We start from the raw sequence: 21,342 nt of genomic DNA, 5'->3' as shown, positions 1-21,342 counted from the left end.
ACCCGGCCCCGGGAACCTGCTACGGGTTGAGCGTGACGCTGTAGGCGCTCATGGCCTCGCCGAGCGGCTGGAAGTACGAGGTTCCGCTGCCCTTGCCGGAGGTGATGCCCAGTCCGACGCTGCCGGAGAAGAGGCAGCCGCCCGAGTCACCGGGGTTGACCAGCGCGTTGGTCTGGATCAGCTGGTACACCGAACCTTCGGCGTAGTTCACCGTGACGTTCAGCCGCTGCACCGAACCCGAGGTGAGGTGGGTGGTGCTGCCGCTCTTGCTGATCCGCTGCCCGACCGTGGCGGATCCGGCGGAGGCGATCCGCTGGGTGGAGCCGTTCCACAGGGTGACCGCGCCGGGCGCGCTGCCGGTGGTGTTGCGGATCAGGCCGTAGTCGTTGTTCGGGAAGCTCGCGCCCTGCGACGGGCCGACGTTCCACTGCGACACCGCGCGGGTGCAGTGGCCGGCGTCGAGGATGTAGTTCTGGCCGCCGCGGTTGGTGTTGAACCCGACCGAGCAGCGGGTTCCGCCGCCGGTGATGGCCTCGCCGTTGTAGATCGCGGTGTGCATTTCGCCGGTGGTCCGCTCCACGCGGACCCGGTCGCCGAGTGCCTCGGCGGCCTTCACGAGGGCTTCGGTGCCCTTGGCCGCGTCGGACACGGTCAGCACGACCTGGTTGCTCTTCGGGTCGAGGCCGATAGACGTGTGCGCGACCGTGGGCAGCGCCTGCAAGGCGTTCTGCGCTCCCGCCAGCGCCGCACTGGAGTGTTTGACCACCCGCGCCCGCGCGCCGGTCGCGGTCACCTGATCCGCGGCGGCCTGGTCGAGCACGTTCACCACCGGTTCGGCGGCGTCGTCGAGATAACCGTCGGCGGCACGGGAACCCAAGGCGGCGGTGGCCTTCTGCAGCGCCTCGACACTGCCGGTCTGCTTCCGCAGCAACGCGGTGGCGGCGGCTTCGCTGATCCCCGCCTCCGAGGCCAGCGAGGTGACCGCCTCGCGCTGCACGGTGGGGGAGTAGCCCTCGATGGTGGTGGCGGTGGCCGTGGACGGGGCGAGGAAGCCGATGACCGCGGCCGCGGCCGCCAGCGTGGTGGCGGTACGGGCTAAGGGGGTTGGGCGCATACCGGTGACTCACTTTCGCGAGGGAAGATCCAGCGCGAGAGGTGGCCGCACTGGACACAGTGGGTTGCCGGGCGCGACCAAGGTGGCCCGGCACCGGTGATCCGGTGTCGATCAGGGTGATCCCGCGACACCGGACCCCGGTACCGACTTTCGTTGGACAGGAAGAAAAATAGGTACCGCGCCCTGTGCCCTACCTAAACCTCGTGAGCGGTGACGACGGTTCTCTTGAGGGGTAAGGCAAACGTGTCGTGGCGTGGGGCCGGTGTCGCTCTTGTGTACGCGTTGTTCTGGTAGTGAAGGCCTCCTTGCCTACTCTGACGGTAGTGAAGGAGGCTTTCGCTAGCGTCGGATGTGAGCCCTGGTGACAGTGGGACGGCTGTGACCTCCGCGGCCGGTCGTGAAGTACATGAAGGCCCCCTTCCTTGCGCTAGGCGCAGGGTCTCGGCAAAGTCGCAGAGTTGCTGGTCGGCACTTGTTCTTGGTGGTCCGGATGTGGCATCGCTGATGCCTGCGGGGTCCGAGTGTGGAGGATTTGGGACGGTGAACGTCCCAAATCCTCCACACTCGAGGTACACCGGGTTCAGAGGCATGCCCCTGAAGTTCTGTTGATCAAGCTTCGCAACCGGGTGCGAACCCGTGTCTATGAAGGAATTGGGACACTCAACGTCCCAATTCCTTCATAGACGTCGGCCTGCGCCACGACGAAGAGGTCCCCGGACCTAGGGTCCCGACTTTGCCGGAACCCTGGCGCCTGGCGCAAGCAAGGGGGCCTTCAGGTACTTCGTTAAGGCGTGCCACGAGGTTTTCAGCCGCCGAGACCGAGCCGGGCGAAGCGTTCCCCGATGAGCCGGTGCGTGGCAGCGTCCGGATGGAGCTCGTCGGGCAAGGGCAGTTCGGCGTTGTCGGCCTCGCCGTACAGTTCGAGACCGTCGAGGTAGCGCAGGTTCGGGTCGGTGGCGGCGCGCTCCTTGACGATGCGCGCGAGTTCACCGCGGATCGTGGTGAGGGTCAGCTTGCCCGCCGGGATCTCCGCCGGATCGCCGGTGGCCACGAACCGCAGCTTTCCTTCGCCCAGCGCACTGGGATCCATGGCGCTGGGTCCCGGCGTGTGCTCGTGGATGGCGCAGTAGATCGGCGAAATGACCAGCAGCGGCGTGGTGGGGTGTCCTTCCCTGATGGTGTCGAGGAAACCGTGCACGGCCGGGCCGAACGCGCGCAACCGCAGCACGTCGGAGTTGACGAGGTTGATCCCGATCTTGACACTGATCAGGTCGGCCGCCGTATCCCCCATGGCACGTGCGGTGAACGGGTCGAGCAGCGCGCTGCCGCTGAACCCGAGGTTGACCAGGTCCAGGCCGGCCAGCCTCGCGGCCAGCGCGGGCCAGGTGCCGGTCGGGGTCGCCGCGTTGGAGCCGTGACTGATCGAACTGCCGTGATGCAGCCAGACCTTGCGGCCGACCGACTGTACATTGTGGACTTCCGCGTCGGCCCGCAAGGCGACCAGCCGGGTGGCTTCGTCGTGCGGCAGCCAGATCTCGACGTCCTTCTCGTGGCCCGGCAGGCCGGAGAAGCGCAAGGTCCGTACCGGGCCGGGCTCGGCTTGCGCGGTGCCCGCGGCCATGTCGATGGTGAGCGTGTCGCCGTCGTCCACGCTGGCCTTGCCGGTGAACTGCCCGTCGACGAGGAGTTCGTAGACGCCGTCGGGCCTGGGCGGCGCGCCGATGTAGACCCGTTTGGTGGCGATGACGTCCAGTTCGACGATCGTGGCCGCGGTGCGGAACACCAGCCGCACGCCGGACGGCTGCGATTCCGCCATGGCCAGCAGGGCGTCGGGGATCTGCTGCCGGGCGTGCGCGGTCAGCCGGTGGGGGAGCACGCCGCGTTCGGTGTACTCCAGGTCCAACGCGCCGCGGACGAGTGCGGCGGTGATCGGGGTCGTGAGCATTTCCTTCGTCATTTCTTTCGGGGCCAAGCGCGCAAGAGGACATCGAGCGCGTCGAGGATTTCGGTCCAGCTCTCTTGTGAGCCGGGACTGCTGTGGCTGAAGCTTCCGGAGGACTCCAGGCCGACGTAACCGCTGAAGACACTGCCCAGCAGCCGCACCGCGTGTGTCTGGTGCGGTTCGGCCAGGTCGTAGCCGCGCAGGATCGCCCGCATCAGCTGGGCGTGCCGGATACCCGCGCTGGCGGCGGCCGTCTCCGGCGCGAGCCGGAATCTCGCGGCGGCGAACCGGCCGGGATGTTCGAGGGCGTAGTCACGGTGGACGTTCGCCAGGGCGATCAGCGCGTCCTTGCCCGCCAGGCCCGCCACCGCCGCCGACGCCAGGTCGGCGAGTTCCGCCAAGGCCAACAAGGCGATCTCGGTCTTCAGTTCGTGGGCGTTCTTCACGTGCGAGTACAGGCTCGCCGTCTTGACGCCGCACCGCTTCGCGAGCTCTGTCGGGGTCACCTGCTCGAAGCCGATTTCGTCGGCCATCTCCGCCCCTGCCCGCACCACGCGCTCCGTGGTCAGTCCCGCCCTTGCCATGTCCGCCACGTTACCATAGTCCATTCTGGATTTGCCTAATGCTTTTAGGAAACCAAACCTGGGTTCGGTAGCACCCGGTCCGGCGGACGCTGGGACCAAGCCGAACGGAGGTGAACGTGATGAACACAGTGGACCCGGCGCGGGCCCGGTACGACCGCATCGAGCGCCGGCGGGGAGACCGGCGGCTGCTCGCCGGCGCGATCGTGGCTTCGGCCGTCACGCTGGCCTGCGGTTTCCTGGCCGGGCACGGATTCGGCACGCTGGTCGAAATGTTCCGGACCATGGCGATCGACAGCGTCTTCGACGACCGTGGCGACAGCGATCCGCCGTACGGGTTGATGTGGGGGACCTTCGCCTTCGTCGGCTGTCTCTTCGCTGCGACGCTCGCGGGCGGCGCTGTGCGGCGCTATCAGGGGCGGCCTTCGGGACCGGCGTTCCCGGTCGTGCTGGTCTTCGCGGCCATCACGCTCGGCACCGGTGACTCCGCTCGAGAGTGGCTTCCGCCGCTCGCCGTCGGCACCGCGGTCGACCCCGTCTTCCACGAGGACGAAAAGTGGGGGTTCTGGGCGTGGCTGATGTATTACGCGGACCGGTGGGTGCCCCTGCTCATGCTCGTCTTGACGCTTCTCGCGCTGTGGTTGGCCGTTCAGCTCTCCCGCCGGTACGCCGAAATGGTCCGGACGCGGGACCGGCTCCTGGCCTATGGCCGTCGTGTGCCCGCCCGGATCGTCGAGGTGAAGGTCCACCTCGGCGGGGACGAGTCGGGGAAGCGGGCCGTCGGCGCGACTGTCACGCTGTGCTTCACCGATCTCGCGGGCGTCCGGCACTGGGTGACCCGCCGCACCCGGGACACCACGATCGCGACCGCCGAAGTGCTGTTCGATCCGGCGTCACCGGACGACGACAAGAAGATCTTCGTGGCGCTCCGGCGCTGTCCCGCCCTCAGCGACTGGCTGCCCGCGGCTTGAACGCCGCCCGAAAATCTGGAGTACGTCCATGTCGGTTGCCCCCGCACCCGCCCGGCCCGGTCCGCTCGCCGTCGTCCGCGGCTTCCTGGCCGGGATCGTCATCGGCACGACACTGTGTGCCTTCGTCGTCGGCATCATCATCGAGTACGTCCCCCTGATCGTCGCCGGCCTGGGGCTTCCTCTCGTCTACGGCCTTCTGCTCTACGTAGCCGGGGCACCGCGACGCGCTCGCGAGGCGGCGATCGTCCCGGTGATGGCGCTCGCCAAGATCGAGAGCCTGCGGGCGAGTGGCACGGAAACGGGCGACATCCCGGTCGACTTCGTCCTTACCGTCGCACCCGACGGCGCGGCGTCGCACCGCGTGAAGATCATGCACGGCGTCAATCTGGTCGACATCCCGGATCACCGGCCAGGCAACATCCTCGTCGTCCAGTACCCGCCGGACCGGCCTTGGAAGGCGAAGATCGTGGAGCGGCTGTCGCCGGAGTGGGAGCGTCGCGTGGCCGAAGCCGTGATCGAATCCGCCCCGGAGTCCAGCCTGGTGCAGGAGCCGCCGGAGGGTTGCGCGTTCGGCGCGCTCGCGTTCCTCGGGCTGCTGCTCGGCGCCGCGCTCGTGCTGTTCTTGTTCCGCGCGGAACTGTTCGCGCCGCAAGCGCCTGCCCGGACGGAAGAGACGCAGTCCAGCACGACCACGTCATCGTCGGGCTCCGCGACGGTCACCGTCGAGCGGTCGCTGCTGGGCGAGGGGGAATTGCGCCGCGCGATCGACTCGCTGGCGCGGGCCACGGACGTCTCGCAGGTGATCACCGCGGTGGTCGAGGAGCGGCGGCTGACCGTGGTCTTCGCGCCGACCGAAGCCCAGGTGCCGAGATTCGACCTGCGCGCACTGGCCGTCGACCGCGTCCCGGTACTGGTCGAACGGGCGAGGACCACGATCGACGTCGGTTCGCCGCAGACCTGGCAGGTCACCGCCGTCCCGTTCGGGGGCGACGTCAGCTTCCGCGTCGTCGTGACCGGCCCCGACGGCAGTGGCTCATTGCCGGACGGTGGCTGATAGAACTGTCCGATGCGGGATTTCTTCAAGGGTTTCCGGATGTTCTGGCAAGGCCTGGGCATCCTGCTGCGATCGCCGAAACTGCTGCTGATCGGCGCGCTGCCCGCGGTGCTCACCACACTGCTGCTGCTCGGCGGTGTAGTCGCGCTGGCGTTCTGGATCGACGATCTTTCCCTGCTGGTCACCCCGTTCGCGGACGACTGGGATCCGGGCTGGCGGACGACGATCCGGGTGGCGGTCGGCGTCGCGGTGTTCGGCGTGGTGCTGGCGCTGTGCCTGATCGGGTTCACGGCGATCACCCTCGCCGTCGGCGGGCCGTTCTACGAGCACATCGCGGAAAAGGTCGAAGACGATCTCGGCGGCGTCCCCGGCGCGGTGGACCTGTCGTTCTGGCGGTTGCTGGGGATGGGCCTGAAGGACGGGCTGTCGCTCGTGCTGCGCTCGCTGATGTTCACCATCCCGCTTTTGATCGCGGGCTTCATCCCCGTGGTCGGGCAGACCGTCGTGCCGGTCCTGCTGGCCTTGGTCACGGCGTGGTTCCTGGCACTGGAACTGATCGCCGTCTCGTTCTACCGGCGTGGGATGGACCTGAAGCAGCGACGGCTGCTGCTGCGCAAACGCCGGGCGCTCGCTCTCGGTCTCGGCCTTCCCGCCTCGCTGCTGAGCCTGATCCCGTTCGCCGTCCTGATCGTGATGCCGGTGGGCTTCGTCGGCGGTGTTCTCGTCGCCCGTGAAGTCCTCGCGGCCGATCCTGTGGCCCAGAAGCTCTGAGCCGGTGTCCGTGTAGGAGCGACCGGCAGGCCCTCTCGCGGGCCTGCCGGTCGCTCTTCCGTTGTCAGGCGACGGGTTCGATCCAGATGTTGCGGAACCGCGGGTTCTCGCCGGGGTCGCCGTGGTCCTGGAGCCGGATCGCGCCCGGCCCGGCGTTCTCCGGGTTGCTGTCACCCGTGCCGCCGTCGATCTCCACGTTGTCGTGGACCACGACGCCGTTCCAGACCACGGTCACCCGGGCGTTGTCGGTCTTGTTCCCGGCGCCGTCGAATCGCGCGGCGCGGAAGGTGACGTCGTAGGTCTGCCACGTTCCCGGCGCCGCCGCCATGTTCCGGTCGGGCGCCTTCTTCAGGTAGATCGCCCCGGCTTCATTGTTGGCGAGGGTGGTGTCGCCGAACGACTCCAGCACCTGAAGCTCGTAGCGTTCCTGGAGATAGACGCCGCTGTTGCCCCTGGCCTGTCCGGTCACCTCGGGCGGATAGTTCGGCTCGGTCCACTCGACGTGCAGCCGGAAGTCGCCGAACTGCTGCTTCGTGCGGATGTCACCGCCGTTCGACTCCATCGCCCCGCCCGCCACCGGCCAGGTCGCGGCCCCGCCCGCGCGTTTCTCCCACGCGTCGAGGTTCTTGCCGTCGAACAACGGGATGCGCTGGGTCGCGGTGACGGTGAGGCTGTCGAGGTTGACGTTGCCCGCGTCACCGCTGTCGTAGCGATAGGAGATCGAGTTCGTCCCGGCGGCGAGGGTCAGTGTTTCCGGTTGGGAGTTCCAGGTGTCCCAGTTGCCGGTGCTGGCGAGCCGGACTTGTTCGACCTTGGTGCCGTTGACGTAAACGTTCACGGATTTGGTCCCGGGCGCCGGATCCGGGCCGTTCGCGTAGCGCAAGGCCGCGTTGTAGGTCCCGGCCTTGGGGACGTTCACGGTGAACGTCGTCGCGGCGCCCTGGTTCCAGTAGCCGTCGACGAAGCCGGTGCCGGTGTAGCCCGCGTGGTTGGTGTTGGCCGCGGCGCCACCGCTGAGCGCGGCACGTTCCGCTTCGTAGGTCGTACTCGCCGCCGGGCCGCCGACCAGGGAGTTCAGCGTGTACCACGCCTCGGTGCTCCACAATGCCGCACCGGACTCCGCGGCGAACGGGCGCGGGGACCGGACGTGCACCACGTGTCCCGCCTTCAGCCCGGACACCTGCAGCGTGACCTTCTTGCGGTCGGGGGACAGGCTCGCGGAGGTGACGGACAAGGTCTGCTCGTCGATCTTCGGCCCGCCGTACGCGGGAGTGGGCTGGTAGCGCCACTGCTGCGCCTGGTACTTCGCCGCGAGGTTCTGCGCGGTCTCGGCCGACAACGGCTGGGTGTACTCGAGTTCGAAGCCGCCCGCGACGGCGCGCATCGCGCGGATGTCGAAGGCGTTCGTGCCGTTCGGTGTCACCTTCTGGAGGCCGTAGGCCAGCTTGCCGGGCTGGCCCCAGTTACCGCCGCCGTCGATGCCTCCGGTGTAGATCGCGCCGTCGGGGCCGAGGCTGATCCGGCTGACGCCCGACTCGAGTCCTTGCGTCATCCGGAACACGGCACCCTGGTACTCGCCGTTGACCTTTTCCAGGAACGCTCGCTGAAGCCCGCCGTAGGTCACGTCGCCGTACACCATCTGCCCGGCGAAAGGACCTTGCGACAGCGTCACCATGTTGCTCGGCGAGTTCGCGATCTCGTTGTGCGGCAACCACAACACGGGCGCGGTCACCGGCTTCGAGTCGAACGGTCCCGGGGGATTGGTGTAGTGATTGAAGAAGCGGTCCTGCTTGATCCGCACGAGCTTGTTCGCGGGCAGCCAGCCGCCTTGGTTGTCGGTGACGAAGACGTCGCCTTCCGGGCCCCACCCGATGCCGTGCGGGGTGCGCAGCCCGCCGGCGACGTAGGACACCTGGCCGGTCGCCTTGCTGATCTTGATCGTGGTGCCGCGGTTAGGCGCGGGCTGCGGGTCGGTCGTGGCGCCGCCGTAGTTGATGGACACGGAAAGGTTGGCGAAGAAGTAGCCGTCCTTGTACAGCAGGCCGAACGCGAACTCGTGGAAGTTGCCGCCGAACGGCCAGGTGGCGACCGTGCGGTAGTCGTCGGTCACCTCGTCGCCGTTGGTGTCGTTCAGTTCGACGAGCCGCGTCTTCTCCGACACGTACAGCTTGCCGTCGACGTACTTGATCCCCATCGGTTCCTTCAAACCGCTTGCGACGCGCCTGGTCCGGACCTTGGTGGGGTCGGTGTTCCCGGTGACGTTGCTCAGCAGGTGGACCTCGCCGAGGACCTTGTCGGAGCCGCCCCAAGTGGCGATGGCGAGCCGTCCGTCCGGCAGCCAATCCATCCCGGTGACCTGCGGCTGGAAACCGTCGGGCCGCAGGTTCGTCAGCGTGAAACCGGGGTGGACGCCGTTCAGCGGCAGGCCGTCACCGGGTGAGTCCGCGACGCCCTCGCACTCCTTGCGGCCGGGTGAGGTCACCCGGACGACGTCGGCGTCGGTGCTGAGCACCGAATTCGGCACGACCGTGAAATCCGCCGCGCCCGGTGGCCGCCATTCGAGGGTGATCTGCTGGTCGTAAAGGTTGTCGAAATGGTCGATCCGCAGCGCGCGGTATCCCGTGGCCAGTTCGACGGAGCCGGTCGCCGGGGTCGCGCCGTGCAGGCCGTCGTGGTTGATCACCCGCCGGCCGTCGATGAGCAGCCGGGAGCCGTCGTCGCTGGTGAGGCGAAACTCGTACCGGCCGGCGGTGGCGATGGTGATGTTGCCGGTCACCTCGGACACGAACTGCTCGCCGATCCCGAAATCGGCGGTGCTCGTCCAGTTGATCGTCGGCATCAGTTTGTCGACGTTGGGGGTCTGACCGGACTTGATCACGCAGAGCTTGTCGATCTCGCGCTGGAGGTCGTACGTGCGGAGCGTGACCCCGGGCTGCTGGGGCGGGACAGCCGCTTCGGCCGGTGCGGTCACGAGCCCCGAGAGGGCTGTGACCAGCGCCAATGAGGCGACGATGGACCGGTTGAAGCGCTTGCGGACAGACGGAAGCATCGTTGCTCCTCGAGGTTGGCGGCAGAGCACCTCTGTGACGTCCGCTGAACCTAGGAGGACTTTCGTTCGAAGTCAACGAAAGTCTGTACAACTCGGACGAAAGTTAGTCCGAACGGCCGCGCGGGGTCGCTACCTGCGTCGGACGACTGTCCACAGTGGATAGTGTGCCGTCGATCGGGGAGTCCGTGAAGGCCCCCTTCCTGTGCGCAGGCGCAGGGTTCCGGCGAAGTCGCATAAGTGCTGGTCGGCTGCACCTCTATAGCGGGACAAGACGAACGCGTCGTGGTGGACACGGCGGGAGCGGGCCCACACAAGGGGCCTCACCCGGGTCCGGACTGTCCATAAGGGACACTTTTCGAGATGGAAATGCCCGATTTGGGTATCTTGCACGGTTTCGCGAGGGGCCGAGTCGGTGGTTTCGCGTGGCTGGATGGATGGCGCGTGTGATCAGACGGAGGACACGTGTGACTGGATGGATGACACGCGGGAGCGGCAGGTTTCGTCGGGTGTTCTCCGTTCACTCACGCGTGTTCTCCGTCGGATCACGCGTGTCGCCCGGTGGCAGGTACCTAAGACACAAGTGGCCCTCACCCGAACCGCCACTCACACCATTCCTCCGAAACCGCACCTGTAGCCCCGCGGCGTCCAGAATCAGGCCTGCCCTACCTCGGCTCGCCCTTGATCAACGGAAGATCAGGGACGTTGAGTGTCCCTGATCTTCCGTTGATCAAGCTCTACCTCGACTTTGCCGGGACCCTGACGGTGAGAGTAGGAAAGGAGGCCTTCGCTACGTTGCTGGACCGGGAGAAGCCGTCGTCTGCTCGGTTAGAGTGCAAGCAGCGCGAGGGGGAGGGTCATGGGAGGGGGAGGTGATGACGACGGATTCGGGTGACTCCCGGCTGCGATCGGCCGTCCTCGCGCGGGCCTGGCAGAAGATCCCCGGGGTGGAGGTCCTCTCGTCCGCCGACGGTGGCCCGCTGACCAGGACGATCAAGAAGATCATCGACCCGCTGGTGATCCGCACGGCGGCGCGTCCCCGGCTCGGCCGTCCGGTGCTGGACGCGGTCGCGGCCGCGGAGCTGACGGAACTGCTGCTCGCCGACGCGGACAGGCTGCGCGCCACCGCCGCGTGGTTCACGCAGCTGAAGCGCCAGCGCCGCGCGTTGCGCATCACGGCGGGCAACGTCCAGGACGTGTGTTTCCCGCTGGCGTACGAGCTGGCGACGGGGTTCGGCGCGCCGGGTCCGGAAGCGCCCGCGACGGCCGCGGCGGCGTTGCGTGATCTGCACGGTGACGGCGGCGCGGCGGGCGTCGATCAGCTCACCCGGTATCTCGCGGATCCCCGGATGTCGGCGGATCTGACCACGGAACTTCACCGCCGCTGGCACGCCGAGTCCGGGGCACCTCAGGACATTCCGGCGCTCCGAGCGTTCGTCGAAGAGCTGACCGACTCCTCGTGGCGGGCTCTCACCGCTTCGGCCGCCGGGCACGCTCTCGGGCTGGCCCTGCGCGGTCCGGACGGGGCGCGCGCCTTGAGTGAGGCCGTCCAAGAGATCGCCGGTCTGCCCGTGCCGGATCTCGGCCTGCAACGCGGGGAACGCACCGAGGTCCCGCCCTTGAACCGGCGGGACGAAACCGGTGCGGAACTGCTCGAACGCAGTGTCGAACGGCGGGTGCGGGCCACCCTGCGCCGTCTCCCGGCGGACGAACGGGGTCCTGTCGCCGACCTCGTCGACGACGAACTCACCCGGGTCGCCGCCGGGTTCGGGCTCGGTCTGCCCGCGCTGGCCGCCTGCTTCGCGGTCGGTGTCGGGCTCGCGCCCGCGCTCCGGCCGCTCGACGGTGCCGCGCCCGCCGGGGCCCCCGAGTTCGCGCGGCGGCTCAACGCCCAGGTCGCCCGGGAGGGCTACGTGCTGCACGCCCGCCGCGCACTGGCCGGGGCCACGCCGCTCACCCCGCGACCCGACGCCGGACTCCTGCGTGATCTGCGTGAGTTCGCCAAGCAGTTCCTCAGCAGGCTTTGGATCCGCCTGCACGGTTTCGACGTTCGCGGTGACCTGCCCGCCGACGCCGCCGACGTACGCGACCTCGTCACCGGCGTGGTGCGGTCGACCTCGATGGACCTGCGGACGAAGGTGCGGCGCGCGCTCGTGGCGCGCCTCCCGGATCTGGAGGCCGTGTCGTGACGCATCCGGTGCACACTCCCGTCGTCGCGGCGGACGGCGCTCTCATCCGTTTCGCCCTCGCCGATCTCCTTTCCGGCAGGGTTTCCTCGATGCGGATCGAACTCAGCGACCCGGGCGCGGCCGAACCGTGGCTCACCCGGCTCATCGGGGCGGAGGCCTGCCTGGACGCGATCGATAAAGGCCATGCCGACCTCCCCGCTCGGCCGGAGCTGGCCAGGCTCGCTCTGCTGCTGTGGATCCGTCGCTGGTGGCCCGCCGGCCCGTCGCTCGGGGTGCCGTCGCTCGACCCGGCGTTGCTGGACCTCGAATCGGCGGTCGCCACGGCCGCGGTCGAAGACCTGGCCGAAGGTCTCCTCGATGGTTTCGAAGCCTCCCCGGCGGAGCTGTTCGACGCGGCGACCGCGGACGACGCCTTGGTGGCCGCCGCGTCCCCGGTCGCCGACGAGGTCCGCGGCCTGTGCGGCCGCCTCGCGTCGTGGTTTGACGACCAGGACGACGTCGTGCGCGCCGAAGCCGCGGCGGATGTGGTGGCGCGCTTGGAAATCGCGGCTCCGAGCCAACGCGCGTACGCGCTGGCCGCCGGAACCGATCCTGTCGTGTCCGGTGAAGGCGTACTGGCTACGGGACGGGCGAGCGTCGACTGGGCACGGGTTCCCCCGGGAATCCTGGACGCCGCCGAGGACACGGTGACCTGGCGGGTCGTCATGGCGGCGGCCACCGCCCGGCTCGAAGTCGACGTCGCGGGCGCGTTCGCCGACGCCGTCCTCACCGCGACAGCGCTGCACGACGGGGAGCCGTTCGCGGAGGTCCCGCTTTCGCTCGGCGCCGGACGGTTCACCGGGACCGCCGACCTCGACGAGTCCTCGACCCGGCTCGCGGCAAGTGTCCAGAGTGGACGGATAACGGTCGTCGTCGGCGTGGCGGGCGAGGGTGTCATCGGGACCACGGCGGAAGACCGGGCGGAAGTGGTCGCACTCGTGCGGGCTCGCCCGCCGGAAGGCCGGACACTCGCCGAACGGGCGGCGGCCGCTTCCGCCGAAGAGGAGTTCTGACGTGCTCGTCGGCATGCCGCCGCCCCAGACCCCGCCGGACCGTCCGCTCCCGCCCGAACTGAGTCCCGCGACCTCACACGGCTACAACTGCCGTTGTGTCGCAAGGCATTTCGGTCTCGACCCGGCGTCGTACGGCGAAGTGCCCGCGTGCTCGCTTTCGGAGGGCAAGTACCGCAAACTGCTCATGGAAGCCGCCAAAGTCCAGGATCAGGCCAAACAGCTCGCCGCGGCGCGGAACGTCGCCGGCGCGCACCGGAAGTACGCGCGGATGCGGGAGATCGCGCGGAAACTGGACCGGACCGACCTCGAACTCGCCGCCGTCAGCGATCTGGCCCACGTCTGCTACTCCGCGGGTGACCTGCGCAACGCGAGGCAATGCGCCGAGGCGGTGCTCCAAGTCTTCCCAGTGAGCGCAGCCGCCATAGTCCACTTCGGACAGTACGCCGAGGCGCGGATGATCGAGGGCTCCCGGGAGGTCGCCGAACGCGTGCTCATCTCGCTGGCCACGGAGGAAGGTGACGTCGCCAAGGCGCGTGAGCTGATCGCCGGGCAGCGCCGCCGGGCGGCGTTCCGCAAGGAAGCGGGGCCGGAACAGTATCCGCCCGAGCTGCTCGACGTCCACGGTGCCGACGAGCTGGAACTGCGGATCTTCGACGTGCGCGTCCAGATCGCCGCCGGCGAGCTGGCGGGGGCGCGGGCCGCGCTCGAGGAGATCCTGGCAGCGCTGGACGTCCTCGCGGAGATCGACGAGGTCCGCGAGCGGGCCGTCCAGCAGCAGGCCATGGCCAGGGCCGAACGTGCCCGGATCCTCCAGGCGGGCGGTGAGGACGCGGACGCCCGGGCCGACCTGCTGAGGCTGAGCGCCCAGCACGCGGGTGCTCCCGTGGCCGCGAAGGCCGATATCGGGCTGGCGGAGGCCCGTGCCCTGGCGGGTGACTTCCCCGGCGCGGTCGCCGCGATCGTCGCCGCCCGCGACGAACTCGCGGCGGCGGGCCTGACCGGCGACGTCGCGGAGGCGAGCCACGCGCTGGGCACCTTGCTGCTGTACGCGGGCGACGTCGCGCAGGCCAGGGCTCAGTTCGAACACGCGAAGACGATCCGGACGGCCAACGGTGACGTTCCGGGCCTGCGCCTCGTCGACACGGCACTGGCCCGGTGTGCCGCCGCGGAAGGCGACTGGGCGACGGCTGAGGACCTCGCGAGCCGCGCCAGGGAATCGGCGCGGGCGTCGGGGGACTGGTCGGACCACCTGCACACGGATTTCGTGGCGGCCACGATCGGATTCGCCCGAGGGGAAGACCTGCGGGCGGTGCTGGAGCTGGCGCTCCCCTTGACCCTCGCGGCGGCGGAGTACCGATTCGAGTTCGTCTCGCCACCGGCGCGCACGGCCTGGGCACGCGACATCGCGGCTCCGACGATGGCTCTGACACTGGCGTTGCTGGCCCAGCTGAAGGAGCCGAGGCTGGCGGCCGAACTGATCGAGCGCACCTGTGCGGTCGGGGCGTACACCGGGGTCGAGGGGCCGTCGCTCGGCCTGACCGGAACGCTGCCGACCCTCGATGTCTTTCCGTCCACTGAGGACGATCGGCTTCCGTTGGCGGCACTGGGTTCCGTCACGTCGTCATTGCCGCTCCGGCTCGCTCCACCGCCCGACCTGCGCTGGTCGCCGTCCTCGCCCATGGAGCTGGACCCGTGGCTCCGCCTCGCCGCCGAGCGGTATCGCCTGCCGCGGCGTGCCACGGAAACCGTCGAAACCTGGCCCGCCGCGCGGCCAGAGCGCGAGACGTTCCTCCTGCGGTTCGCCGACGCCGGTCACACCTTCCTCACCTGGCGGACCACCGAGGACCTCGACACCGTCCACACGCATCCGATCGACGCCGCCCTAGTCGGAACCGCCCGCGAATACCTCGACGCCGCCTCGCCGACCCCGCACGAAGGCGAGAGCGTCACCGACGCCGTCCGGCGGTCGCTGAGCGAAGAGGCCTTCGGAAGCCACGCCGGTGAACAACGCCTGGCCAGGGTCCTCGCCCTCAATCTCCTGCCCGCCGACTTGGTCGGACGGCTTCGGCGGTCCGCCGCCGGAGGAAACCGCCCGCTGCTGCGGATCCAGCCGTCGCCGAGCCTCGCCGGGGTCCCGTGGGGACTGCTCGCCCTGCCCGATCGGCGGGCCGATCACGTGCTGGACATCGGCGAGATCGGCTCGTGTTTCGACAGCGACGAACGCGTCCTCGACATCGCCGACGTCTCACTGCTCGCCCCGGCCGGGATCCCGCGCCGCCCGCCCGCCGCCGACGGCCCGCCCGTCTACCTGCTCGATCCGCGGATCCCCGGTCAGAGTGCCTTCGGCGAGCTGGGTTCCGTGCTGGGCAAGCAGGACGCGACGTCGCCGCTGATCCGGCATCTGGACGCGCGGCTGGCCGACGGCCCGGTGCTTCCCACCGCCGCGCGCGGGCTCGATCTGGTCCGCCGCACCGATACCGACCGCCGTCTGCTCGTCGACCTCCTGGCGCGGCCCTGTTCACGGCTGGTGTTCGTGGGCCACGTCAGCCGCGTCCGCGACGAGTACGGCGCGCAGACCGCGCTGCACCTGTCCTGTACGGCCGATCTGCCCGGCACGGCGGCGCCGATCGGGACGCACCGGCCGTTCACCGCCGCCGACCTCGCACTGTCCGAAGTGGACACCATGCCCGCGCGGGTGGCACTGATCGGCTGCGCCAGCGCGAGCGATTTCGGCCTGGCAGAGCCGTTCGGCGTGCTGCTCGCCGCTGTCGCGGCCGGAGCGGGACTGGTCGCGGCGACGGTCTGGGCGCTGCCGACGTCGGCAGCGGTCCCCGGCGCGGACCCGATGTCCGATCTGGTCATCGCCGTCGACACCGCCCTCGCCGGTGAGGATCCGGTCACCGAGCTGAACGCCTGGCAGCGAGCGAGGCTGGCCCGCTGGCGCGAAAAGCCGGAACCGGCCGGCTCGCCGGTCTTCTGGGCGCCCCTGACCTGCCTCGACGCCACCGACGACGGGAAAACCTGGGTTCGGTAGCGTGCCGCCCCGCCGAAGCTGTGTCCAGCGAGAACGACACGGCGAAAGGCGGCACCCGATGTTCAAGAAGATCCGCGACAAGATCAACGACGCGACGCAGCAGGGCATGGCGCGGGGTGCGCAGGACTTCCAGCGGCACGCCGAGCAGTTCCGGCGGGCGGCCGCCGCGCAGGGCCACGACATCACCCCGCAGCTGCCGACGCCGCAGCTGGCCGCGCAGGCGTTCCGGAACCTGAACGCGGACCCGGACATGGCGGAGTTCCTGGCGCTGCCGATGGAGGAGCAGCTGCGCCAGCAGCAGGAACTGCAGGCATACGGCACCGAACTACGGCGGCTCTACGAGACCTGCGAGCCCGCGACCCTGGTGATCCGCCGCCTGGAGCCGACCGGCCGGAAGATCGCCGGGCAGGCGCAGTACACCGCGACCCTCGAAGTCACCCGCGCCGACGGCGCCACCTACGAGACGGTGATCCCGCTGATCGCGCCGCTGGCGACGATCCAGCAGTACGCGCCCGGCACCCGGCACGAGGCCCGGGTAGACCCCGCCGACCCGGCCAAGGTCGCTGTCTTCGGCCCGATCGCGTAGGGAGGCGGAGATGTTCGGGTCCTTCGAGTTCGGCCTGCCGGGCGATCCCCGGCAGGCCCGCCGTCCCGGGCCGCGCCTGTGGCTGCTCGGCGTGCCGACGACGCTCGCGTGGGCGGTCGTGGGCTGGTCCGGCGTGCTCGGGCTGCTGGACGGCTTCCGGCTGATGTCGCTCAACCGCGTCGACGCGTGGGGCGACGAAACGGGTCCGGCGGTGTCGCTCGTCCTGTTGTTCAGCATCTCGATCACGGTCGCCTCGTCGCTCGGCTTCGCGATGCTGTGGGGCGGCGGGATGTCGTTGCGGGGAATGGGCGTGGGCTTCCGGGCGAGCTCACTCGCGGCGTCTCTCGGGGTGGCGCTGGGCAGCGGCGTCGCGATTCCTTCGTGGACGCGGCCCGAGGCGGTGGGGCAGCGGCTGCCGGTCGGCCGTGGCGCGGCCGAACCCTGGACCGACGTCGACTGGGTCGTCTACTACGAGCCGTATCTCGTGCCGGGGGTGGCCGGGGTGACGGCGCTGGTCATGCTCATGGTGCTGGGGCGGGCTTTCGTCGCCAGGGCGGAGGCGGACGACCGGGCGCAGGCGCTGGCGCAGACCGGCCGTCAGGTGATCGGCCACGTCGTCGGCGTCGAGTTCACGAACGTCTGGGTGATGGGGAACCCGCGGTTCACCGTGCGGGTCCGGTTTCCCACGGACGCCGGGGAGCGGACGGTGCTCGCGACGATGATCTCCCCGCCACTGCAGGCCCCGTCCCGTGGTTCGACGGTGAAGGTCACCTACGACCCGCGCGATCCCGACACGGTCCAAGTGGACCCGGACCCGGCCGACCGGGCCGCGGGCGGCAATTTCGGCGCCTTTCTTCCCCCGCTGTTCTGATCGCCCCCTACACTCGCGCGATGGACGAACAGACGGCAGAGGTGTCCACCGCGTCAGCGGTGCGCAAGGCGATGATCCGGCTTGTCCCGTTACTCGGGCTGCTCTACCTGCTCAACTATCTCGACCGGGTCAACGTCGGGTTCGCGGCGCTCACCATGAACGCCGACCTCGGCATCAGCTCGGCGGCCTACGGGCTCGGCGCGGGCCTGTTCTTCGTCGGGTACTTCTTCTTCGAGGTGCCCAGCAACGTGATCCTGCACAAGGTCGGTGCCCGGATCTGGATCGCGCGGATCATGGTCACCTGGGGCATCGTCGCCTCGGCGACCGCGTTCATCCAGGGCGAGGTCGGCTTCTACATCGTCCGGGTGCTGCTCGGTATCGCCGAAGCCGGCTTCTTCCCCGGCATCATCCTGTACCTGACCTACTGGTTCCCGCGTAAGCAGCGCGCGAAGATCGTCGCGCTGTTCTTCCTGGCGGTCCCGCTCTCGTCGGTCATCGGCAGCCCGGTCTCCTCCCTGCTCATCAAACACGGTGACGGCGTCTTGGGCTTCGACGCCGGCTGGCGGTTCATGTTCTTCGCCGAAGGGGTGCCGTCGATCCTGCTCGGTGTGGCGGTGTTCTTCCTGCTGCCGAGCAAACCGAAGGACGCGAAGTGGCTGACTTCGGGGGAGCGCACGGCGTTGCAGTCGGCCATCGACGCGGAAGACACCCGCGAGGTCGGCAAGGAGGTGAGCACGCGATCGGCGCTGACCGATCCGCGCGTGCTCGCGCTGAGCGCCGTCTACTTCGGCATCATCTTCGGCCTCTACGTGCTCGCGTTCTTCCTCCCGCAGGTGATCAAGGGCTTCCAGCAACAGTTCCAGACCGACTACAGCATCGTGGAGATCGGGCTGATCACCGCGATCCCCTACGCGGTGGCCGCCGTGGCCATGGTGGTGTGGGCACGGCATTCCGACCACACCGGCGAACGGGCCGGGCACGTCGCCATCCCCGCGTTCGTCGGCGCGGTCGCGATCGCCGGTGCGCTGTACCTCGGCTCGCCGCTGTGGGTGATGATCGCGGTGACCATCTGCGCGGTCGGCGTGTTCACCGCAATCCCGGTGTTCTGGCAGCTGCCCAACGCCTTTCTCACCGGCGTCGGTGCCGCCGCGGGGATCGGCTTGATCAACTCCTTCGGTAACCTGTCGGGCTTCGTCGGGCCTTACCTCACCGGCTGGCTGCAGGGGCTGACCGGCAGCTTCCGCGCGGGGATGTGGGCCGTCGCGTTCTTCATGGCGATGGCGGGCTTCATCGCGTTGTCCTTCCGCCACAAGGACAAACGCGCGATCAAGTGAGGTGGTCGAAGTCGCCGTTCACCCACCGGATATGGGTTTCGGCGCTGCGGCGCACGACGGCACGGGCGTCCTGATCGATGGTGTCGCCGCCGAGGGTGTAGAGCCGGTCGTAGGTGAAGTCGTCGAGCCGGTCGACGATGCGCCGGACCACGGCGGCGGACATCGGGATGTGCTTGGGGAAGCTGCGCTGGAACGACACCCAGTTCGGCGCGAGTCCGCCGGTGATCGTGTCCCCGGCCAGGATGCTGCCGTCCGGCGTGCGGGCCACGGCGCTGCCGCGCATATGCCCGCCGAGCCGGATGAGTTCGAGGCCGGGCAGGGGTTCGCTGTGCTCGTCCCAGAATTCGAAGGCCGGGTCGGACGCGGGGAGCCATTCGCGATTGTGCTCGTTGACCAGCACCGGGACCCCGCCCAGCGTGCGGCTCCAGCTGAGCTGGGCGCCGAACATATGCGGGTGGCTGGTGGCGATCGCGGTGACGTCGCCGAGGCCGCGCACGATGTCGAGTACTTCGGTGTCCAACCAGGAGGGCGGGTCCCAGAGCAGGGTTCCCGCCGGGGTCACCGCGAGGAACGACCAATGTCCGATCGCGAACCGCGGTTCCCGTTTGATGCTGTGCAGGCCGCGGCCGTGCTCACGGTGCAAGGTCTTGTGCGGCGCGGAGATCAGTTCCTCGTGTGTCCACCATCGCCCGGTGTGCGGGCCGAGGTCCCCGGCTTCTTCGATGCCGACCTCGCCGCGGTCGAGCACGCACCGGGGCGGCTCCGGGGTGGCTGGATGTTCGATACCGCACCTGTCGCAAATCCACATGATCGACAGCTTGTGACCTCCAGTGCGCTGGAGGTCAAGACGCGTCTTCCCCCGGCTCACCGAGCCGGGGGAAGACGGGTGCTCAGCTGACGGTCGTCTTGCCGAGGACCGCGTCCTGGTCGGGCGGGTCGAGGGTGAGGTTGACGTCGAATTCGCCGAGCGAACTGTCGGTCTTGATGTGTGAGGTCGCCGCGGCGTCCACGCTGCTGGTCGCGTCACCGGCCGGGGTACCGGCGGGAATGGTGAAGTCGACCTTGCCCGTCGCGGTGAACTTCAGCGAACCCTCGGCGGGTACCTCGGTGTCCGGGATCGGCAGCTCGATGGGGATCGCCACCTTCTGCTCGCCGAGCGCGATGTTGACCTTCGAGCTGATCGTGCCGGAAAGCTTCTTCGCGCCGACCAGCCGGAGCCCGTCACCCGCGGCCTGCCCCGAATCGACGTCGAGGGTGAACGGCACCGAAATCGGTTCCCCGGCCTTCGCGGTCGCCGGGATTTCGGCCTTCACGACCACCGCGACCTGCTGGTCGCCGATGATGGGGAAGCCGCCCTTGTACGTGAGGTTCTTTTCGACGGCGGCCGCGGTCCCGGCGGCGGAAAGCATTACGGTGCCTGCGACCGCGGCGGCGATCCCGGCCGCGCAGAACCGGCGAACGCCCTTGCGTACGAGGGTTTCCGTCATTTCCAGGTCCTTTCGTCGTTGAATGGGCTCGGAGCCGAATGTAGGTGGAAAGTCACCAACGAGGAAAGGAAAAGATCTCTCGCGTTTTCTTTACGTGCCGATCTTGTCACACGTATACGGAATAGCCTTGTCGTGAATTGTCACGCGAAGGCTTAAAGGGGAAACGCGGGTGGGATTCTTGTCACGGCGGTGACAGGTGCTCGTCCCGGGCGGCGAGCGGCTACTGTCTTGATCGTGACCGACCGACCCGAGCCGTGGCACCTCCGGACCCGCCGCTTCCTGCGCGCGACGGACCAGCGAGGCGAGCTGGTGCGCGGTGCGCGGTTCCTGCGGCGGCTCGTCCCCGGCGACGACCCGCTCGCGCCGTCGACGAGCCGCTCGTCCGACCGGCTCGCCCGGCTGCTCGCCGAGGCGGGCGCGGACCGGCCCAGCGCGACCCGCGAGCTGGGGCTGGCCGCCGTGCAGGCGTGGAAGGCGCTCCGGCGGACCGGAACGCAGCCGAGGGCGGCGAACGGCGTCACGGTGCTGTTCACCGATCTCGTCGGCTTCTCGACCTGGGCACTGCACGCCGGCGACGACCGTGTTCTCGAACTGCTCCGCGCGGTCTCCGACGTCACCGAGGCGATCGTCACCGGGCATCGCGGCAGCATCGTGAAAGGGCTCGGCGACGGCGTGATGGCCGTGTTCGCCGACCCGGGCGAAGCGGTGAACGCCGCCTACGAAACGTGCTCCGCCGTGAGCGTGATCAAAGCCGAGGGCTACCTGCCCCACCTGCGTGCGGGCCTGCATCGCGGGAACCCGCAGCGGGTCGGCGACGACTACCTCGGCGTCGACGTGAACATCGCCGCCCGGATCATGGCGGCCGCGGACGGCGACGAGGTGCTGGCCAGCGAAAGCGTCGTCGAAGAACTCGACGCGGACACGGTCACCGTGCGGCCGCGCCGGAACTTCCGTGCCAAGGGCACCCCGAAGGATCTGCGCGTCTACCGCGTCGTCCCTCGCTACTCGTCCGACGGCTAAGGCGGTCGTGAGTGGCGATGACGGTTCTCCACCGGCCAACCGAATGTGGTGTGTCCGTGAAGGCCTCCTTCCCTACCTTCAAGGCAGGGTCCTGGCAAAGTCGCATAGCTGCTGGTCAGTGCGGCTCTTGGTGGTCCGGATGTGACATCGCTGATGCCTAAGGGGTCCGAGTGTGGAGGAGTTTGGGCGTTTCCCCTCCCCCACCCCCCCCCCCCCAACCCCCCCACCCCCCCCCACTCCCCCCCCAGACCCACCAAAAACATTCCGACCCGCCACCCTTTTAATTTTTT

At 69.1% G+C, this 21,342-nt stretch carries 16 protein-coding genes; 10 read left to right on the top strand and 6 right to left on the bottom strand.

The window, feature by feature from the left end; all coding sequences use genetic code 11:
* Window positions 1-19: 19 nt before the first annotated feature.
* From ACZ7KI_RS37045 to ACZ7KI_RS37035, 3 genes are all read right to left on the bottom strand, one after another.
* Window positions 20-1,114: a S1 family peptidase gene (locus ACZ7KI_RS37045; protein ID WP_470277671.1), complete on the bottom strand. Its 1,095-nt coding sequence runs from the start codon at window positions 1,112-1,114 to the stop codon at window positions 20-22.
* A gap of 805 nt (window positions 1,115-1,919) precedes the next feature.
* A complete protein-coding gene (locus tag ACZ7KI_RS37040; RefSeq protein ID WP_470277670.1) occupies window positions 1,920-3,059 on the bottom strand; it encodes a GDSL-type esterase/lipase family protein in 1,140 nt (379 codons plus the stop codon).
* Between the two features lie 8 nt (window positions 3,060-3,067).
* Window positions 3,068-3,640 carry a TetR/AcrR family transcriptional regulator gene (locus ACZ7KI_RS37035; protein ID WP_465505220.1) on the bottom strand — a complete coding sequence of 191 codons (573 nt, stop codon included), beginning with the start codon at window positions 3,638-3,640 and terminating at the stop codon, window positions 3,068-3,070.
* A 119-nt stretch (window positions 3,641-3,759) separates the two neighbouring features.
* On the opposite strand from ACZ7KI_RS37035, the gene ACZ7KI_RS37030 reads away from it, so the two are divergent.
* Genes ACZ7KI_RS37030 through ACZ7KI_RS37020 form a run of 3 tightly spaced genes read left to right on the top strand, consistent with a single transcriptional unit; the run spans window position 3,760 to window position 6,433 of the window.
* The gene (locus ACZ7KI_RS37030; RefSeq protein ID WP_470277669.1) at window positions 3,760-4,608 is read left to right on the top strand and encodes a hypothetical protein; all 849 of its coding nucleotides are present in this window, start codon (window positions 3,760-3,762) and stop codon (window positions 4,606-4,608) included.
* Window positions 4,609-4,636: 28 nt separating this feature from the next.
* Complete coding sequence (locus ACZ7KI_RS37025) at window positions 4,637-5,662, top strand: hypothetical protein (RefSeq protein ID WP_470277668.1); 1,026 nt, start codon at window positions 4,637-4,639, stop codon at window positions 5,660-5,662.
* 12 nt (window positions 5,663-5,674) lie between these two features.
* Window positions 5,675-6,433 (top strand): EI24 domain-containing protein, encoded by a 759-nt coding sequence (locus ACZ7KI_RS37020; protein ID WP_470277667.1) that lies wholly within the window; start codon window positions 5,675-5,677, stop codon window positions 6,431-6,433.
* A gap of 64 nt (window positions 6,434-6,497) precedes the next feature.
* Here ACZ7KI_RS37020 and ACZ7KI_RS37015 read toward each other — a convergent pair whose 3' ends face one another.
* Complete coding sequence (locus ACZ7KI_RS37015; protein ID WP_470277666.1) at window positions 6,498-9,482, bottom strand: 3-keto-alpha-glucoside-1,2-lyase-like domain-containing protein; 2,985 nt, start codon at window positions 9,480-9,482, stop codon at window positions 6,498-6,500.
* 872 nt (window positions 9,483-10,354) lie between these two features.
* Between ACZ7KI_RS37015 and ACZ7KI_RS37010 the strand changes: the two genes are divergently transcribed.
* From ACZ7KI_RS37010 to ACZ7KI_RS36985, 6 genes are read left to right on the top strand one after another with little or no spacing between them, the layout of a single operon-like run.
* The gene (locus ACZ7KI_RS37010) at window positions 10,355-11,668 is read left to right on the top strand and encodes a hypothetical protein (protein ID WP_470277665.1); all 1,314 of its coding nucleotides are present in this window, start codon (window positions 10,355-10,357) and stop codon (window positions 11,666-11,668) included.
* On the top strand, window positions 11,665-12,720 hold the full coding sequence (locus ACZ7KI_RS37005) for a hypothetical protein (RefSeq protein ID WP_470277664.1): 1,056 nt from the start codon (window positions 11,665-11,667) through the stop codon (window positions 12,718-12,720). The genes ACZ7KI_RS37010 and ACZ7KI_RS37005 overlap by 4 nt, the downstream gene beginning before the upstream one ends.
* A gap of 1 nt (window position 12,721) precedes the next feature.
* On the top strand, window positions 12,722-15,754 hold the full coding sequence (locus ACZ7KI_RS37000) for a hypothetical protein (RefSeq protein ID WP_470277663.1): 3,033 nt from the start codon (window positions 12,722-12,724) through the stop codon (window positions 15,752-15,754).
* A 58-nt stretch (window positions 15,755-15,812) separates the two neighbouring features.
* On the top strand, window positions 15,813-16,340 hold the full coding sequence (locus tag ACZ7KI_RS36995; protein WP_470277662.1) for a hypothetical protein: 528 nt from the start codon (window positions 15,813-15,815) through the stop codon (window positions 16,338-16,340).
* Between the two features lie 10 nt (window positions 16,341-16,350).
* Window positions 16,351-17,211, top strand: a complete 861-nt coding sequence (locus ACZ7KI_RS36990; RefSeq protein ID WP_470277661.1) for a DUF3592 domain-containing protein — start codon at window positions 16,351-16,353, stop codon at window positions 17,209-17,211.
* Between the two features lie 20 nt (window positions 17,212-17,231).
* Window positions 17,232-18,545: an MFS transporter gene (locus ACZ7KI_RS36985; protein ID WP_470277660.1), complete on the top strand. Its 1,314-nt coding sequence runs from the start codon at window positions 17,232-17,234 to the stop codon at window positions 18,543-18,545.
* On the opposite strand, the gene ACZ7KI_RS36980 is transcribed toward ACZ7KI_RS36985, so the two are convergent.
* Window positions 18,538-19,353: an MBL fold metallo-hydrolase gene (locus ACZ7KI_RS36980; RefSeq protein ID WP_470277659.1), complete on the bottom strand. Its 816-nt coding sequence runs from the start codon at window positions 19,351-19,353 to the stop codon at window positions 18,538-18,540. The genes ACZ7KI_RS36985 and ACZ7KI_RS36980 overlap by 8 nt on opposite strands.
* An 82-nt stretch (window positions 19,354-19,435) precedes the next feature.
* Window positions 19,436-20,032 (bottom strand): DUF6801 domain-containing protein, encoded by a 597-nt coding sequence (locus ACZ7KI_RS36975; protein ID WP_470277658.1) that lies wholly within the window; start codon window positions 20,030-20,032, stop codon window positions 19,436-19,438.
* Between the two features lie 228 nt (window positions 20,033-20,260).
* On the opposite strand from ACZ7KI_RS36975, the gene ACZ7KI_RS36970 reads away from it, so the two are divergent.
* On the top strand, window positions 20,261-21,052 hold the full coding sequence (locus ACZ7KI_RS36970; protein ID WP_470277657.1) for an adenylate/guanylate cyclase domain-containing protein: 792 nt from the start codon (window positions 20,261-20,263) through the stop codon (window positions 21,050-21,052).
* Window positions 21,053-21,342 lie beyond the last annotated feature (290 nt).

This window comes from Amycolatopsis sp. NPDC039088 (assembly GCF_055598845.1).
The sequence above is the reverse complement of the archived record's forward strand: the minus strand, read 5'-3'. Positions and strand labels throughout refer to the sequence as shown.

Bases quoted from the DNA above. Each gene is read 5' to 3' on its own strand.
- ACZ7KI_RS37040 (WP_470277670.1), bottom strand. From the start codon at position 3,059: ATGCTCACGACCCCGATCACCGCCGCACTCGTCCGCGGCGCGTTGGAC.
- ACZ7KI_RS37030 (WP_470277669.1), top strand. From the start codon at position 3,760: ATGAACACAGTGGACCCGGCGCGGGCCCGGTACGACCGCATCGAGCGC.
- ACZ7KI_RS36985 (WP_470277660.1), top strand. From the start codon at position 17,232: ATGGACGAACAGACGGCAGAGGTGTCCACCGCGTCAGCGGTGCGCAAG.
- ACZ7KI_RS37025 (WP_470277668.1), top strand. From the start codon at position 4,637: ATGTCGGTTGCCCCCGCACCCGCCCGGCCCGGTCCGCTCGCCGTCGTC.
- ACZ7KI_RS37015 (WP_470277666.1), bottom strand. From the start codon at position 9,482: ATGCTTCCGTCTGTCCGCAAGCGCTTCAACCGGTCCATCGTCGCCTCA.
- ACZ7KI_RS37045 (WP_470277671.1), bottom strand. From the start codon at position 1,114: ATGCGCCCAACCCCCTTAGCCCGTACCGCCACCACGCTGGCGGCCGCG.
- ACZ7KI_RS36980 (WP_470277659.1), bottom strand. From the start codon at position 19,353: ATGTGGATTTGCGACAGGTGCGGTATCGAACATCCAGCCACCCCGGAG.
- ACZ7KI_RS37035 (WP_465505220.1), bottom strand. From the start codon at position 3,640: ATGGCAAGGGCGGGACTGACCACGGAGCGCGTGGTGCGGGCAGGGGCG.
- ACZ7KI_RS36995 (WP_470277662.1), top strand. From the start codon at position 15,813: ATGTTCAAGAAGATCCGCGACAAGATCAACGACGCGACGCAGCAGGGC.
- ACZ7KI_RS37010 (WP_470277665.1), top strand. From the start codon at position 10,355: ATGACGACGGATTCGGGTGACTCCCGGCTGCGATCGGCCGTCCTCGCG.
- ACZ7KI_RS36975 (WP_470277658.1), bottom strand. From the start codon at position 20,032: ATGACGGAAACCCTCGTACGCAAGGGCGTTCGCCGGTTCTGCGCGGCC.
- ACZ7KI_RS36990 (WP_470277661.1), top strand. From the start codon at position 16,351: ATGTTCGGGTCCTTCGAGTTCGGCCTGCCGGGCGATCCCCGGCAGGCC.
- ACZ7KI_RS37020 (WP_470277667.1), top strand. From the start codon at position 5,675: ATGCGGGATTTCTTCAAGGGTTTCCGGATGTTCTGGCAAGGCCTGGGC.